We start from the raw sequence: 15,478 nt of genomic DNA on the forward strand, positions 1-15,478 counted from the left end.
TTTGAATTTAATTGAAAGATTGACGATATAATGAATGAAGAGAGAGGTGAAACGATGCGCGCATGGATTGGAACACTATTTTTCGCCGGACTGACCGCTGTCGGATTTACGGTGAGCGGGGCTTTAAAAGAAGAGATTGAACAAGCAAAAACGATTGTCGCCTGGGGGGAAGAGACCGTCGACACAGAGCCGCTCTCGACAAAGCACGCCGTCACGCTTGCCTATAAAGGCGGTACGGAAGCGCTCTACTTGAGCGGCCGGCGAGACGACGTCTCGGTCGACGGGCTCCCGGACCATATCCGTGACGCCATCATCGTCATTGAAGACCGGAAGTTCAACGCCCATCCCGGCTATGATCTCGGCGGCATCGCCCGGGCGTTCATCAACAACGCCAACGAGTCATCGATGCAAGGAGGGAGCACGATTACACAACAATTGGCGCGGAACGTTTACTTGACGCACGAGCGGACGTACGAGCGAAAAGTGAAAGAATTGATGATCGCCCGGGCGCTCGAGAAAAATTATAGTAAGAAAGAAATTATTACCGCATACAGCAACGTCATTTTCTTCGGTCATAACGTCTACGGCATCCAGTCAGCGGCTGACACGTACTTCAATCGTCCGCTCGAGGATTTAAATTGGAATCAAATCGCATACTTGTTGACAGTCCCGAACAATCCGTCTTTATACAACCCGCTCGAACCGTCGTCTGCATTTTACGAGCGGAAAGACCGGATTTTGACACAACTGAAAGATGCCGGAGTGTTGTCAGCACAAGCGTATGACGCGTCGTACGGTGTGAAGCTGAAAGCCACCTACAAACAGCATGAAATTCAGTACCCGGATTACATGGACGCGGTCATTAAGGACGCGGTTCGGCTCGTCAGAACCCGCTACGACCTTGACGAAGAAGGAGCCCGTAACTATTTGGCGAGCCATCAAGCGACGATTGAGACGTATTTATCTGTCTCGCGCCAGACGAAAGCGAAGCGTGAGCTGAGCCGGTTGCCTGCAGGCGTGAACGGCGGTTACGCTGAACTGACGCCGAACGGGCGCATCGTCGCCCTCGTCGATTCGGAGATGACAAAGAGCGGGGAGTTCAACCGGGCGACACAGGCGTTCCGCCAACCTGGTTCGGCCATCAAGCCGATCGTCGTCTTCGCCCCATTCATCGAAGAGACGAACGCGACACTAGAGACCGTCCTTGATGGAAGACCGACCTGCTACGGCACGTATTGCCCGACGAACAGCGGCAACCGTGTACTCGGTGACGTGACACTTCGTGATACGGTCGCCTACTCGTTCAACACCCCGGCGCTCGCAGCGTTCTCCGTGATCGACCAAGATGCCGCCTACGCCACGGCCGACTTGATGTTCAGCCAGTGGGACAAAGAGAGCGACAACAGCATGGCGAGCGCTCTCGGCGGTTTGACACAAGGGGTGTCGCCGAAAGAACTAGCTGCCGCCTATACGCCGTTTCTTAACGGTGGCGTGTACGTATCAGGACAGACGATTAAGGAAATCCGGTTCGGTTCTGGTGCCCCGACGCTCACGCCAGGCGTGACGAAACAAGCCGTCTGGTCAGAAGAGACGGCGGCAACGATGCGACAAGCGTTATCTGCCGTCACGTCGTATGGGACCGGACGCTATGCAGGGCAAATCAAACGTCCGTACGTCGGCGGCAAGACCGGTACGACGAACGCCCACAAAGATATGTGGTACGTCGGGTTGACCGATGAGACGATCACCGCCATCTGGCTCGGTGCGGACACACCGCGTCCGTTCCCCGAGCTCGCCAATCGAGCCTACCCCGCCATCGTTTGGACGGAGGCACATCGTTAAAAGGTCAGGGACAATGAACTGCTCCCTGTCAAGTAGACAGGGCAAATAATGAAAACCAGCCTAGGCGGCTTGAGTCCTGTATTCGACAGGGCTCAAGCCGTTTAGTCGTTTCTGGAAACGATCATGGTTGTAGAACGATATGTAGGCCTCGATGGCTGATGTGAGTTCGCTGTAGGCCTGGAACTCACGCAAATAGTACATCTCGACTTTCAGGGTACCCCAAAAACCCTCAATCGGGGCGTTGTCGAGACAACGTCCGACCCGGGACATGCTGTGGGTCAGCCCCGCGTCTTCCACCATGCGTTTGAACCCTCTCGAGGTATATTGGAACCCTCGGTCGCTATGGATCATCGGACTCGCTCCTGAACGGAGCCCCGCGATGGCTGGGATCATCGTCTGGAAGACGAGCGCGTTGTTGTTGGATTTCCCGATGCGATAGGCGACGATCGAGCCGTCATAGAGGTCGATGATCGCGCTCAGATACGCCTTCTTCCCGGCGCCATATTTGAACTCGGTGACGTCGGTGCACCACTTCTCGTCCGGTCGGGACGCGCTGAATTCCCGGTTCATCAGGTTCTCGGCCACATGTTGCGGTGACGATTTCTTATGCCGCTTTCGTTTCTGGCGGATGACCGAACGGATCTCATGGATGCGCATGAGACGATAGATCCGCTTCTCATTGTATGCCGGCAGGCCATGTTGACGTCGTCTGCGGTTGATTGTCATGGTGAGCCGTCGATAGCCGTAGGTCCCGTTCACCTGGTCATAGAGGAGACGGATGTCCTCCAGTAAGCCCAAGTTCTCCTCCTCGCGTACCGAGACGGTACGCTTCAACCATTTGTAGTAGGCGGCCCGTGAGACCTGCGCGATTTCACACAGGAGCACGACCGGGAACGTGTCGGTCGTCGACATTTCCTCGATCGCCATGTAACGTAATTGTAGCCGGATTTGGCTGATCAACCTCTCCTCTCGATCTCCTCTAACTTTTTTAGGAACAGGTTCTCGGCCCGCAGGCGCTCGTTCTCCCGCTCGATCTGTTGGATGCGACGTTCGAGCTTCTCTTCGTTGGTCAGTTCCTCTTCTTGCTTCGTCCGTCCGCGCCGGTCCTCGAGCCCGTGCACGCCGTCGGCGTCATATTTTTTCGTCCAGCCGTAGACCTGGTGGTACGACACGGCGAATATCTCGGCCGTCTGTTGATAGTTCCGTCCATTGTCCAGGCAATACCTGACGATCTCCATGCGTTCCTCGAATGTGGTCTTTCTCCCTTTTGTCATAGCTCGATCCATCCCTTTTCTCGAATCTGTTAACTCGCTATGACTAGTATACTTCTTGATCCACCGATATAGAACCGAACGACTACTGATTTGATGTCTGGAGAGGACTTCCACCATGGTGACCCCATCGAGATAGTCACGTACGGCCGCTATTTTCTGTTCCTTTGTGTACAGTTTCCATGTCCTCGACTCCTTCAAGGCGTCGATTCCGCCGGTCTCGAATTTCACTTTCCACACCCGGAGGGTATGCTCAGAGACGTCATGGGCCTCCTCGATTTCCTTCCACGTATATGTTTCTTCTTCCATCATCCGTAGTGCACTCAGTTTTTGTTCGATTGAATGCCGACTTCTCGCCATAAAAAACACTCCCCAATCAGATAAACAGATTTGTTATTTCATCTGTCTACCTATTGGGGAGCATATCACAAGCGTCCCTGACCTCAGATTGTTGACTAACAGAATGTTTTCGCTCCTCCTCTTGGCGCCTCCGCTTTCCTAGGGGCGAGCAGGGAGCCGCATCGCGACGTTGTCGCTGCTGGGTCTCCCTCCGCTCGCTGATCCCTCAGGAGTCTCCGGCGCCGTCGGATGAGCGACGCGAGAGGCCGCCCTTGGGTGGCCTCTCGTCTTTTTCTGAGGCCTCGACGGCCGATAGAAAAAGCCCCCGATGCGGGCTAAAACCTCGAAAAGCGGGAACTGGTATGTATGGATCGTCACCGCCTCCGAACAGGAAGGGGAATCATCATGTACCGAGTCCATATCGCCAAACGCCATGAACCAATCCGCACCGACGCCTCGCTGGACCAACTGGTCCCGAAAGACCACCTCGTCCGCAAACTCGACCGCCACATCGACTTCTCCATCGTCCACCGGCTATGCGCGCCGCTGTATTCAAACACCGGACAGCCCGGCATCGACCCCGAGATCCTCATCAAGATCATCCTGCTCGGCCCGCTGTTCAACATCCGTTCCGTGCGACAGACCATCAAGGAAATCGAGACGAACCTCGCGTACCGTTGGTTCCTCGGGCTCGGGATGGACGAGAAAATTCCCGACCATTCGACGATCAGCCAGGCCTATCGACGCCGGTTCGCCGGCACGGACGTCTTTCGACAAATCTTCGAGGACATCGTGGGCCAGGCCGAAGCCCACGGCTTCATTTCAGGGCGCATCCTGATCACCGACTCGACCCACATCCGAGCCAACGCGAACAAGAAGAAGTTCGACAAGGTCGAGGTCGAGCAGGTCGTCGGCGATGTCGAGGAAGAGCTTCTCGGCCGGGTGAACGAGGAACGGGCCAAAAGAGGAAAAAAGCACTGAAGCCCGCGCGACAGAAGAAGAAGCGTCGACTCATCAAGGTGAGCCGGACCGACCCTGAGGCGGGCTATATGTACCGTGACCAGAAGCCGGAAGGCTTTTTCTGGCTGGTGCACCGGACGGTCGACGCCAAGCACAACCTCATCGTCGATGTGCACGTCACGCCCGGGAACGTGTCGGACAGCACCGTCTATCTGGACCGTCTCGACTATATCCTCAACCGTTTCGCCTATCCGCTCGAGGCGGTCGCGCTCGATGCCGGGTACTACACGACCGAGATCGCGAAGGCGCTCGTCGAGCGCGGCGTTTTCGGCGTCATCGCCTGGCGGCGGTTCGGTGGGAAGAAGGGGATGTTTCGAAAGACGCGGTTCACCTACCTGCCGGACGTGGACGCCTATCTGTGTCCGGCGAAACAGCACCTCACCTATAAGACGACCGACCGTCACGGCTATCACCAGTACGCGCCCAATCCTGCCGTCTGTCAGAACTGCCAGCTCCTCGAGAAGTGCACGTCAAGCCGATCGAATCGGCGCGTCATCAACCGCCACATCGATGAGTCCTACCGCGAAACGGTGAGCGAGAACCGTCTGTCCGCATCGGGCAAGCACCTCTACCGTCTCCGGCCACAGACGGTGGAGCGCTCGTTCGCCGACGGGAAGGAGCTCCACGGTCTCCGCTTCACGTTCTACCGGGGGAAAGAGGCGGTGGACCGCGCCAACCTGGTGGCAGCGACCGCACAAAACATGAAGAAGCTGGCCAACCTGTTGGCCGAAAACGACCGTCTACATAGCATTTTTTCAATTTTATGTCGGGCAGAGCGCCTCGAGCTCGTTGAACACAAAAAAAAGACGAACCCATTCGCCAGAAGCGAATGGGTTCGTCAACAGCCTGAGGTCAGGGACAAGCGTCCCTGACCTTTGTTTATAAGATGATGTCCCCAACCGAGTTGAACAACCGAAGCAACGCCCACGCCAAGCCACTTAACAACAGCGCCCACATCATCGCTTGAATGAGCAAGAGCCCGATCGCCCGAAACGTCGACATCAACTGGCTGACTTGCCATATATAATAGAACAAATAGAGTACGAACGTGCCGAGCAAAACGCCGATGGCGGCGAGCAGCGAGTTTAAAAACAAGAAACTGACCCCTGACCCGACGAGGAAAATCGTCGCCCCCGGCTTCAACCGATGGAGCGAGCTGCCGTTCGTCTCACGAGCAAAGAAGGCGAAGCCAAGCTGATTGAACGTGTCAGCGACAAGCTTGAACGCACTAAACAGCATGAAGTATATCGTGAAAAAGACGACGAGGACGAGCACTTTCGTCTCTTGTACTGATAATAAGGCGATGATTTCACTGTACACACCGACACGAGTCATCCATGCGATGACGTATTCACTCGTCGCGATAGCGAGTGACATCGAGAACAAGATGATGCCGATCAACGGGGCATAGCTCAACAAGTACACATTCGTTTTCATAGGGAGGCTCCAATTTCACATTTATTTCTCATATTCAGTGCAAATCTAATATCAAGTATATTATAATATTTGTAGTCATGGAGAACAAAAGGGGGATTTTCGGATGGGTTTATTATTGATGATGGCAGTCAGCGTCGTCTTCCTCGCCGCGATTTTTACAGCAGGATACAACAGAAAGCCAGAAGGTAACCAATAAGAGCCGAGATTCTCACGAATCCGGCTCTTTTTTTTTATGTCCTGAGCAAACGCTCCACGTGTGAAGTTTTTCAAAGCGATGAGTACGACTTTATTTCAATCCCGCATATCCTTGTTGGCGAAGCGCCTCATAGACGATGATGGCCGCCGTATTCGACACGTTGAGCGAGCGGACGAGGTTCGATTGCGGGAGACGGATACAACGGTCGAGGTTGTTCTCGATCACTTCCATCGGCAACCCTTTCGTCTCGCGTCCAAAGACGAAGAAGTAGTCTTTGTCGACGACTGAGACGTCGAGGTCACTCGGGTACTGTTCCCCGTATTTTGTGATATAGAAGAACTCCCCGTCCGGATGCTGCTCCCACAACTCTTCGAGCGAATCGTGATAGCGGACGTCGACGAACTGCCAATAGTCGAGACCGGCCCGCTTTAACATCTTGTCATCCGTCGAGAAGCCGAGCGGGCGAATTAAGTGGAGCACCGAATTCGTCGCCGCGCACGTCCGTGACACGTTGCCCGTGTTCGCGGGAATTTCAGGTTGAAACATGACTACATGGATTGCCATAATGAGTACCTCACTTTTGTTGTTCGATTTCAAGTAAACGTTGCTTATGCGAGAGTCCGCCGGCAAAACCGGTCAACTTGCCGTTGCTGCCGATGACACGATGACACGGAAACAAGATCGGCAACGGATTCCGATTGAGCGCTTGCCCGACGGCGCGTAACGCTTTCGGGCGTCCGATTTGTTCGGCGATTTGTTTATACGTTCGGGTCTCCCCAGACGGGATCGTCAAGAGCGCGTCCCAGACTTCATGTTGAAACGGCGTGCCGTGCATCTCGATTGACGCACGATCGGACGCCTGAAGACCGTCACGTTCGACGCGTTCCATCAAATCAACGAGCCAATCAGGCGCCGGCTCGATCGACGGTATATCGGCGAAATCGAGCGCGACCAACTTCCCCTCTTCGTTCAGTTCGTACGATAACGGTCCCCACTTAGATGACACGGTTTTCACGTTCCCACTCCTCCCGGAAAATACGAATCTCCTCAAGCACTACTTCGGATTGTTCCTTCTGTTCGATCTCTCGATAAATCGTCTCGGCCTCTTCACCTAGAATGGCTCCGATTGCCCAAACAGCGGTCGCCCGCATATCTTCTCTCGCGTCTTCTTGAACGAACGCTTGCAACACCGGGACCGCGGACGGTTCACGATAATGTGCGAGCGCAAGGATGGCGTTTCGCTGAATCGGCTTCTTGCCGCGCCACGCTCCGGACAGATGCCCAAACTTTGTTTTAAATTCGCGGTTACTTAGTGTGAGGAGCGGTTCAAGGAGTGGCTTGACGATTTCCGCCTCCGGCAACAATTCCTCATGGTGCCGCCAATCTTTTTTGCGGTTGTACGGGCATACTTGCTGGCACGTGTCGCAGCCGTAAAGGCGTCCGCCCAGTTTCGAACGGAACTCGCGCGGCATGAGCGTCTTCATCTGCGTCAAATAGGCGATGCAGCGCTTCGCATCGAGCACCCCTGGCTCGACAAGCGCCGACGTCGGACAGGCCGTCATACACTTATCACAATCCCCACACCCGTCTTCAATCGCCTCGTCTGGCGGTAAATACGTATCAAGGATCATCTCACCTAAATAAATGTATGAGCCTTTTTCCGGGGAAATGATGGAACAGTTCTTACCGCTGAATCCGATACCGGCCCGTTCGGCCACAGCCCGGTCGACGAGTTCTCCCGTATCCACCATTGAACGGGTCCGGACCTCGGGGACGAGTGTCTCGATATAAGCTTGAAGCTTCTCAAGGCGCGAACCGACCGCACGGTGGTAATCAAGTCCCCACGAGGCGCGGGCAAAGAGTCCTCGTCGTGAACCGGATACGCTGCGCGGCGCCTCCTTTAACTTGCTCGGGTACGCGATGGCGATGGCGATGATGGACTGGGCGTCTTCAAGCAACAACTCCGGCTTTGTCCGCTTGTCTAAATCCGGCTCCTCAAAACCTGATGCGAAGCCTTTTTCTTGTTGTTTGACGAGCCTCTGTTTCATGACGATGAACGGGTCCGCCGTCGTCACTTTCAACTCGTCGATCCCAATCGTCTGGGCGTACTCGATAATTTTTTGTTTTAACGTTTCCGGACTTAATCCGTTCATCCAATCACCTCTTCCGAGTCTATTTTCGCATACAAAAAATCTCTCCGCCACTCGGCAGAGAGATGAAGAAGCGGGTGAAGAGAATCGAACTCTCGTCATCAGCTTGGAAGGCTGAGGTTTTACCATTAAACTACACCCGCACGGTTATCATATGTTCGCCTCATCAGCGACTACAATCAATATACACCTATACTTTTATGAAGTCAATACTTATGTTGAAATTCTTTTGTTAGAATGCTTATGAACAGTTATATACCCCGATAAATCGACTGTAAATCATATTTCAATATATCGTCATGGGCGATAAAAAAAGCCTGCCGTAAATGTACGGCAGACTGTTCAAAGCGAAGACGTCTTCGGTTCTCGTAACAGGTGTTTAATGTCGCGGAACGTGACGAACGTCTTATTCTTCGCATCATATAGTTTGTAGCGAAGCGATTTCAAACTTGAGAACAACCCGATCGTCGTCGCCTTTTGCAATGGCGGTGTCATCGTATGTGCTTTTTCCAAGTTGTAGTTTGGAACGCGTGGGCTTAAGTGGTGAACGTGATGGAATCCAATATTCCCGGTCACCCACTGGAGTACTTTCGGCAACTCGTAATATGAGCTTCCTTCGATCGCGGCTTTGACGTAGTCCCATTCACTCTCGTCTTCAAAGTAAGAATCTTCGAACGTATGTTGGACGTAGAAGAGCCAGATGCCGAGAAGACCGGCCGTGAACATCGTAATGCCTTGGACGATGAGAAATGCCTGCCAACCTACGAGCGCAATCACTGCTCCATACAAGACGACGAGTGCCGCATTGATGACGTACGTATTCGTACGCTCTTTCTTACGTGCATCTTTCCGGTTGAATCGGCTCGTGATCATAATCAAATACAATGGACCGAGACCGAACATGACGAGCGGGTTGCGGTACAAACGATATTGAAGACGAGTCCACTTCGATGCTTCGAGGTACTCTTCAATCGTCATTACCCAAATATCCCCTACCCCGCGCTTATCCAAGTTCCCGCTTGAGGCATGGTGAATCGAATGCTCCCGCTTCCACTTTTCGTATGGGAATAACGTGAGCACGCCCATGATCGTACCGACGATGTTGTTCGCCTTTTTGTTTTTGAAGAACGATCCGTGCGTACAGTCATGAAATATAATAAACATCCGGACGACAAATCCTGCCGCGATGATCGCGAGTGGAATCGTCAAGAATATAGAAATACTGAGCGCTTGGTACGCTAAAAACCAAGCCACTAAAAACGGTAAGATTGTGTTGATCATTTGACGCACACTCTTCTTCACATCTGCTTTTTCAAACGGCGAGACGTGTTTGCGGAGTTGGGCAATTTTTTCTTTACTCATATTACTTTCTTCCCCCTCAACTACATATAACATTGGCTACGACTACAGTAAAATGAAACATCGCACGATCATTACAACCGAATTATGCGCCATTTATTAACACCAGGTAATTATACCACATATAATTTATATTGTTTGATTATTTCAAATTTGGTAACAACAATTCCATTAACACTTCATTTAAAATTACATATTAATCCCTTTTATAGGATTAAAAGGTTCATCACCAAAACGTGTGGTTGACCTCGGATTCTAAGAACAGTGCTCGGAAATAGAAAAAAAGCGAAAACCCCAGTATCGTAATTGTTGTCTAGACAAACCACGATTGGAGTTTTCGCTTTGTCCCAACAGTTTATCAAATTAATTCTTCCACTGCCACCGTTTTTTCAAATCGAGGCGCCCTCTGACGAGGAACCCCATGTCTTCCCGGTCTCTGTACGAGACCGGGACGTCGCATGTCCGGTCTGCGGGTGCGGGACGACGCGTCACGCCAAAACGCGACGCCGATTCCGTCACGGCTACGCCTGGGGAGTCGGTACGATTTGGATCGAGCTCGACATCCCGCGCCAACGCTGCGGGGCATGCGACCTCACGTTCGTCCATGACTATGGGCTCGGTTTGGGTCACTCCTCCACACGTTCTTTCCGTGAGGCCATCGCACGACGATGTCACGGGAGGACGATCGCGGACGTCGCCCGTGAATATGAACTCCCTTACACCACCGTGGAACGGTGGTTCTATCTTCATGCATCGAAAGGAATCGAGGAGGCGGATGCCCGTCACGTGCTCGTGGACGAGTTCGCCACGCGGAAGGGCCATCATTATGCGACCGCCGTCCTGGACGCAGAAAGCGGGCGACTGCTCTCCATCGTCCCAGGGCGAGACGAGTCGGCGGTCACGGCCGCACTCGCGTCGGTCCCCGGGACCGTGATGACCGTCGTCAGCGATTTCGCCCCTGCGATGGCGAATGCGATCGCACGCGTGTTCCCGGATGCGGACCATGTACTCGACCGGTTCCATCTCGTCCAGTTCTTCACCGAGGCACTCCGACGCCGGAGGCGTTTCTTGGACGACACGAAGCGCCAGTACCATGTCCGGTCAATCGATCGGTCACTCGCGCGACGCCCGGAGGAACTGACGGCCGAAGGTCATGAGATTGTCCGGGCATGCCTCGCCGAGGACAGGGTCACGCGCGAGGTTTATCGGGGCCTCCAACACATCCGCTATGTGCTGAAGGCGTCGAGCGACGTCCAAGCGAGGCGCCGGCTGTCAGATTGGCTGTCCCGATACCGGTTCCACCCGTGCGGGCCCCTGGCGAAGATCGCGAAGACGATTCAGGCCAGAGAGAAGGCGGTCCAAAGGACGGTCCTTTCACGACTCTCGAACGGGAAGATGGAGGGGACGAACAACAAGATCAAGCTCATCAAACGGCGAGCATACGGCTATCGGAACCTAGACCGTTTCTTCTTGAGGCTGCGGTTAGAAATCGGTCGCACCAGTGTCAACCACGGATTATGGTGATGAACCGATTAAAAACATAATAAGTATGATAAAATCCAATGTATGCAGTGGGGAGGAATCGCTATGAAAGATACAATGAAACGTGTGATCACACGCAAGCGACTCTTGATTTTTATGTTCACATTATTACTTCTTGTTCCATTGGCAATTGTCAGTTACACGTTCTATACGAATTTGAGCCAAGGTGTTCAAAATGAGGAATTAGAAGATGAGTACGCCGAGCGTGTACGAGAGTTACAACTCGAAGTATCCAAAGGAGATCCCTTCAATCTACGGGGAAATGCGACGAATAAGACACGTGTCGAATTAGTGGTTAGCTATGACAAAAACAAGCTCAGTCGAACGAGCCTCGTGAAAAATATGCATCTGATGACCCATCAAAAAATCTCTGCCCGCTCAAAATGGGGTGCCATCCCAATGACCGAAGAGAATATTACGGCTTCTTCTGAATATTTGACACTTCTAAAGACGCATAACAAAGTTGGACCGAACGTATATGATGAGTTGCGAACGATGCTCGAGAACTGGGAGAACGATGACTTCAGCAAAGCAGACCAAGAACAGGATCGCCTCCTCCGTTTGTTAAATGCGAATCGTGGATTCTCGAACGGGTTAGCTACGGCAGCCGAGGAAGAACTTTATATTTTGAATAACTTTGGTCCCGACTATCTGCATACACTAACTGCTATTTCGACTCCCACCCAATGAGATTTGATGATAGCAAGTACATAAAAAAGCGTTCTTGCAGGAAAGAACGCTTTTTTTTGTGCAGAGAACTAACAAACGTTCTACGTGACTTGACTTTCGACAACCTCTAAACAGACGTTAGCGATGTTTCGACTTTCCCGTTGCTTTATTGGTCATTTATGAAAATGACTCAACCCTTTCAGACCTGTTAAGGTGTTTGATAAAAATCATCAAAAAAAGACCCTAGCCTCAGCTAGGATCTACGGATACCGGTGGTCGGAGTCGAACCGACACTCCAGAGGAACACGATTTTGAGTCGTGCGCGTCTACCAATTCCGCCACACCGGCATATTATGTTGGAGGCGCCAGTCGGAATCGAACCGACGATAGAGGAGTTGCAGTCCTCTGCCTTACCACTTGGCTATGGCGCCAAATTAGATGGAGCGGAAGACGGGATTCGAACCCGCGACCCCGACCTTGGCAAGGTCGTATTCTACCACTGAACTACTTCCGCATAGTTGGCTGGGCTGGAAGGGATCGAACCTTCGCATGTCGGAATCAAAATCCGATGCCTTACCACTTGGCTACAGCCCAATAAAATGGGGCGACTGAAGGGAATTGAACCCTCGAATGCCGGAATCACAATCCGGTGCGTTAACCACTTCGCCACAATCGCCATAATAAACAGGGGCAGCAGGAATCGAACCCGCGCTGACGGTTTTGGAGACCGTAGTTCTACCGCTAAACTATGCCCCTAAGTGGTGGGGGGGGGCGGATTCGAACCGCCGAACCCGAGGGAGCGGATTTACAGTCCGCCGCGTTTAGCCACTTCGCTACCCCCCCACATGGTGGCTTTGGACGGAATCGAACCGCCGACACAAGGATTTTCAGTCCTTTGCTCTACCAACTGAGCTACAAAGCCATGTATGTAGTAATTTAATTAAAAAAATGGCGGTCCTGACGGGGGTCGAACCCGCGATCTCCTGCGTGACAGGCAGGCATGTTAACCACTACACCACAGGACCAGTGATAATTGCGGGGGCTGGATTTGAACCAACGACCTTCGGGTTATGAGCCCGACGAGCTACCAGACTGCTCCACCCCGCGACGATATAAAATATAAATGGTGACCCGTACGGGATTCGAACCCGTGTTACCGCCGTGAAAGGGCGGTGTCTTAACCGCTTGACCAACGGGCCTTGTTGTGTTGAAAAACTGGCGGAGAGCAAGGGATTCGAACCCTTGAGACGGTTTTGCCGCCTACACGAATTCCAATCGTGCTCCTTCGGCCACTCGGACAGCTCTCCAAAAAGAGAAAAGTGGCTCCGCAAGTAGGATTTGAACCTACGACCTACCGGTTAACAGCCGGTTGCTCTACCACTGAGCTATTGCGGAACGATCTTGCCTGGCAACGTCCTATCCTCACAGGGGGAGACCCCCAACTACTTTCGGCGCTGAAGCGCTTAACTTCCGTGTTCGGCATGGGAACGGGTGTGGCCGCTTCGCTATCGCCACCAGACAAGTATTATATTAACATCATTTAAGAATAACGTCAATATGTTTTAAGAGATTGTTCTCTCAAAACTGAAGATTCATCAATACAAACCATAGACTAGATCAAAGCCTCGACCGATTAGTATCATTCAGCTCCACGTGTCACCACGCTTCCACCCATGACCTATCTACCTCATCGTCTCTGAGGGGTCTTTCTTGATTGCTCAAAGGGAAATCTCATCTCGGAGGGGGCTTCATGCTTAGATGCTTTCAGCACTTATCCCGTCCGCACGTAGCTACCCAGCGATGCTCCTGGCGGAACAACTGGTACACCAGCGGTGCGTCCATCCCGGTCCTCTCGTACTAAGGACAGCTCTCCTCAAATTTCCTGCGCCCACGACGGATAGGGACCGAACTGTCTCACGACGTTCTGAACCCAGCTCGCGTACCGCTTTAATGGGCGAACAGCCCAACCCTTGGGACCTACTCCAGCCCCAGGATGCGATGAGCCGACATCGAGGTGCCAAACCTCCCCGTCGATGTGGACTCTTGGGGGAGATCAGCCTGTTATCCCCAGGGTAGCTTTTATCCGTTGAGCGATGGCCCTTCCATGCGGAACCACCGGATCACTAAGCCCGACTTTCGTCCCTGCTCGACTTGTAGGTCTCGCAGTCAAGCTCCCTTCTGCCTTTGCACTCTTCGAATGATTTCCAACCATTCTGAGGGAACCTTTGGGCGCCTCCGTTACTGTTTAGGAGGCGACCGCCCCAGTCAAACTACCCACCTGACACGGTCCTCCAGCCGGATCACGGCTGCGAGTTAGAGACTCTATACGCAAAGGGTGGTATCCCAAGGGTGTCTCCACCGAAGCTGGCGCTCCGGTTTCACAAACTCCCACCTATCCTGTACATCGCGTACAAAGCCTCAATATCAAGCTGTAGTAAAGCTCCATGGGGTCTTTCCGTCCTGTCGCGGGTAACCTGCATCTTCACAGGTACTATGATTTCACCGGGTCTCTCGTTGAGACAGTGCCCAAATCGTTACGCCTTTCGTGCGGGTCGGAACTTACCCGACAAGGAATTTCGCTACCTTAGGACCGTTATAGTTACGGCCGCCGTTTACTGGGGCTTCGGTTCAGTGCTTCTCTTGCGATGACACATCCCCTTAACCTTCCAGCACCGGGCAGGCGTCAGCCCCTATACTTCATCTTGCGATTTAGCAGAGACCTGTGTTTTTGCTAAACAGTCGTTTGGGCCTATTCACTGCGGCTTATGTTGCCATAAGCGTCCCTTCTCCCGAAGTTACGGGACCATTTTGCCGAGTTCCTTAACGAGAGTTATCCCGCGCGTCTTAGAATTCTCATCTCGCCTACCTGTGTCGGTTTACGGTACTGGCGCCGACCTCCTTACTAGAGGCTTTTCTTGGCAGCGTGAAATCCGGTACTTCGCCCTACGGGCTCCACGTCACAGCTCAACCTTGTATGCCGGGCGGATTTGCCAACCCGACGGCCTCGCTGCTTGTCCGTGCACTTCCAGTCGCACGGTTACCTTATCCTTCTGCGTCCCCCCATCGTTCAAACGGTGGTACGGCGGTACAGGAATATCAACCTGTTGTCCATCGCCTACGCCTTTCGGCCTCGGCTTAGGTCCAGACTAACCCTGAGCGGACGAGCCTTCCTCAGGAAACCTTGGGCTTTCGACGGAGGGGATTCTCACCCCTCTTTTCGCTACTCACACCGGCATTCTCACTTCCAAGCGCTCCACGGCTCCTCACGATACCGCTTCACTGCTGCTTGGAACGCTCTCCTACCATCCCTTACGGGATCCATAGCTTCGGTGGTATGTTTAGCCCCGTTACATTTTCGGCGCGGCGTCACTCGACTAGTGAGCTATTACGCACTCTTTGAATGGTGGCTGCTTCTAAGCCAACATCCTAGTTGTCTGTGCAACGCCACATCCTTTTCCACTTAACATACACTTGGGGACCTTAGCTGATGGTCTGGGCTGTTTCCCTCTCGACTACGGATCTTATCACTCGCAGTCTGACTCCCGAGTACAAGTCACTGGCATTCGGAGTTTGACTGAATTCGGTAACCCTGTGGGGGCCCCTAGTCCAATCAGTGCTCTACCTCCAGAACTCTTCACCTCGAGGCTAGCCCT

The 15,478-nt window shown here is 53.0% G+C and carries 9 protein-coding genes, 14 tRNA genes, 2 rRNA genes and 1 pseudogene (1 of these 26 running past the window's edge); 4 read left to right on the forward strand and 22 right to left on the reverse strand.

Going from position 1 to position 15,478, the window contains the following annotated elements:
- Window positions 1-54 precede the first annotated feature (54 nt).
- The gene (locus P398_RS0114090; RefSeq protein ID WP_034799258.1) at window positions 55-1,842 is read left to right on the forward strand and encodes a transglycosylase domain-containing protein; all 1,788 of its coding nucleotides are present in this window, start codon (window positions 55-57) and stop codon (window positions 1,840-1,842) included.
- A gap of 60 nt (window positions 1,843-1,902) precedes the next feature.
- Here the strand turns inward: P398_RS0114090 and P398_RS16660 are convergent.
- Window positions 1,903-3,473, reverse strand: a protein-coding gene (locus tag P398_RS16660; protein ID WP_115336706.1) for an IS3 family transposase whose coding sequence is annotated in 2 segments (ribosomal slippage) — window positions 1,903-2,834 and window positions 2,834-3,473 — 1,572 coding nt in all. Because the reading frame shifts where the segments join, the coding sequence is not laid out codon by codon here.
- 384 nt (window positions 3,474-3,857) lie between these two features.
- Here P398_RS16660 and P398_RS16665 point away from each other — a divergent pair.
- Window positions 3,858-5,197 (forward strand): annotated as a pseudogene (locus P398_RS16665) (IS1182 family transposase); the annotation flags it as partial.
- 154 nt (window positions 5,198-5,351) lie between these two features.
- On the opposite strand, the gene P398_RS0114115 reads toward P398_RS16665, so the two are convergent.
- The 6 genes from P398_RS0114115 to P398_RS0114145 form a co-directional block, all read right to left on the reverse strand.
- Window positions 5,352-5,909 carry a DUF5366 family protein gene (locus P398_RS0114115; protein WP_024372514.1) on the reverse strand — a complete coding sequence of 186 codons (558 nt, stop codon included), beginning with the start codon at window positions 5,907-5,909 and terminating at the stop codon, window positions 5,352-5,354.
- A 286-nt stretch (window positions 5,910-6,195) separates the two neighbouring features.
- Window positions 6,196-6,669, reverse strand: coding sequence for a tRNA (uridine(34)/cytosine(34)/5-carboxymethylaminomethyluridine(34)-2'-O)-methyltransferase TrmL (trmL, locus tag P398_RS0114125; RefSeq protein WP_024372515.1), 474 nt, complete (start codon window positions 6,667-6,669; stop codon window positions 6,196-6,198).
- Between the two features lie 10 nt (window positions 6,670-6,679).
- On the reverse strand, window positions 6,680-7,120 hold the full coding sequence (locus P398_RS0114130; protein ID WP_029335848.1) for a methylated-DNA--[protein]-cysteine S-methyltransferase: 441 nt from the start codon (window positions 7,118-7,120) through the stop codon (window positions 6,680-6,682).
- Window positions 7,101-8,258, reverse strand: a complete 1,158-nt coding sequence (gene queG / locus P398_RS0114135) for a tRNA epoxyqueuosine(34) reductase QueG (protein ID WP_024372517.1) — start codon at window positions 8,256-8,258, stop codon at window positions 7,101-7,103. The genes P398_RS0114130 and queG overlap by 20 nt, the downstream gene beginning before the upstream one ends.
- A gap of 69 nt (window positions 8,259-8,327) precedes the next feature.
- Window positions 8,328-8,398 (reverse strand) — tRNA-Gly (locus P398_RS0114140).
- 199 nt (window positions 8,399-8,597) lie between these two features.
- Window positions 8,598-9,617, reverse strand: a complete 1,020-nt coding sequence (locus P398_RS0114145; RefSeq protein ID WP_024372518.1) for a fatty acid desaturase — start codon at window positions 9,615-9,617, stop codon at window positions 8,598-8,600.
- Between the two features lie 339 nt (window positions 9,618-9,956).
- On the opposite strand from P398_RS0114145, the gene P398_RS0114150 reads away from it, so the two are divergent.
- Window positions 9,957-11,138 carry an ISL3 family transposase gene (locus tag P398_RS0114150; RefSeq protein ID WP_051638922.1) on the forward strand — a complete coding sequence of 394 codons (1,182 nt, stop codon included), beginning with the start codon at window positions 9,957-9,959 and terminating at the stop codon, window positions 11,136-11,138.
- Between the two features lie 63 nt (window positions 11,139-11,201).
- Entirely contained in the window at window positions 11,202-11,846 is a 645-nt protein-coding gene (locus P398_RS16435; RefSeq protein ID WP_051638923.1) for a DUF6241 domain-containing protein, read from the forward strand.
- 246 nt (window positions 11,847-12,092) lie between these two features.
- Here P398_RS16435 and P398_RS0114160 read toward each other — a convergent pair.
- The 15 genes from P398_RS0114160 to P398_RS0114230 form a co-directional block, all read right to left on the reverse strand.
- Window positions 12,093-12,173 (reverse strand) — tRNA-Leu (locus tag P398_RS0114160).
- A gap of 9 nt (window positions 12,174-12,182) precedes the next feature.
- Window positions 12,183-12,256, reverse strand: a tRNA-Cys gene (locus P398_RS0114165).
- 8 nt (window positions 12,257-12,264) lie between these two features.
- Window positions 12,265-12,339 (reverse strand) — tRNA-Gly (locus P398_RS0114170).
- A gap of 5 nt (window positions 12,340-12,344) precedes the next feature.
- Window positions 12,345-12,419, reverse strand: a tRNA-Gln gene (locus P398_RS0114175).
- A gap of 6 nt (window positions 12,420-12,425) precedes the next feature.
- Window positions 12,426-12,501: transfer RNA gene (locus P398_RS0114180), tRNA-His, on the reverse strand.
- Window positions 12,502-12,510: 9 nt separating this feature from the next.
- A tRNA-Trp gene (locus P398_RS0114185) sits at window positions 12,511-12,581 on the reverse strand.
- A gap of 3 nt (window positions 12,582-12,584) precedes the next feature.
- Window positions 12,585-12,668, reverse strand: a tRNA-Tyr gene (locus tag P398_RS0114190).
- 3 nt (window positions 12,669-12,671) lie between these two features.
- Window positions 12,672-12,747: transfer RNA gene (locus tag P398_RS0114195), tRNA-Phe, on the reverse strand.
- A gap of 27 nt (window positions 12,748-12,774) precedes the next feature.
- A tRNA-Asp gene (locus P398_RS0114200) sits at window positions 12,775-12,850 on the reverse strand.
- Between the two features lie 8 nt (window positions 12,851-12,858).
- Window positions 12,859-12,932: transfer RNA gene (locus P398_RS0114205), tRNA-Met, on the reverse strand.
- A gap of 17 nt (window positions 12,933-12,949) precedes the next feature.
- Window positions 12,950-13,024, reverse strand: a tRNA-Glu gene (locus P398_RS0114210).
- Between the two features lie 17 nt (window positions 13,025-13,041).
- Window positions 13,042-13,132 (reverse strand) — tRNA-Ser (locus P398_RS0114215).
- Window positions 13,133-13,145: 13 nt separating this feature from the next.
- Window positions 13,146-13,220, reverse strand: a tRNA-Asn gene (locus P398_RS0114220).
- 8 nt (window positions 13,221-13,228) lie between these two features.
- Window positions 13,229-13,344: ribosomal RNA gene (gene rrf / locus P398_RS0114225) — 5S ribosomal RNA — on the reverse strand.
- Window positions 13,345-13,438: 94 nt separating this feature from the next.
- Window positions 13,439-15,478: ribosomal RNA gene (locus P398_RS0114230) — 23S ribosomal RNA — on the reverse strand; it runs 874 nt beyond the window's last position.

Origin of the sequence: Exiguobacterium aurantiacum DSM 6208, from assembly GCF_000702585.1 — a bacterium.
Classification (GTDB): Bacteria; Bacillota; Bacilli; order Exiguobacteriales; family Exiguobacteriaceae; genus Exiguobacterium; species Exiguobacterium aurantiacum.

Excerpts from the sequence above, each read along its gene's own strand:
- P398_RS0114115 (WP_024372514.1), bottom strand. The coding sequence starts at position 5,909 with ATGAAAACGAATGTGTACTTGTTGAGCTATGCCCCGTTGATCGGCATC.
- trmL (WP_024372515.1), bottom strand. The coding sequence starts at position 6,669 with ATGGCAATCCATGTAGTCATGTTTCAACCTGAAATTCCCGCGAACACG.
- P398_RS0114145 (WP_024372518.1), bottom strand. The coding sequence starts at position 9,617 with ATGAGTAAAGAAAAAATTGCCCAACTCCGCAAACACGTCTCGCCGTTT.
- P398_RS0114090 (WP_034799258.1), top strand. The coding sequence starts at position 55 with ATGCGCGCATGGATTGGAACACTATTTTTCGCCGGACTGACCGCTGTC.
- P398_RS16435 (WP_051638923.1), top strand. The coding sequence starts at position 11,202 with ATGAAAGATACAATGAAACGTGTGATCACACGCAAGCGACTCTTGATT.
- queG (WP_024372517.1), bottom strand. The coding sequence starts at position 8,258 with ATGAACGGATTAAGTCCGGAAACGTTAAAACAAAAAATTATCGAGTAC.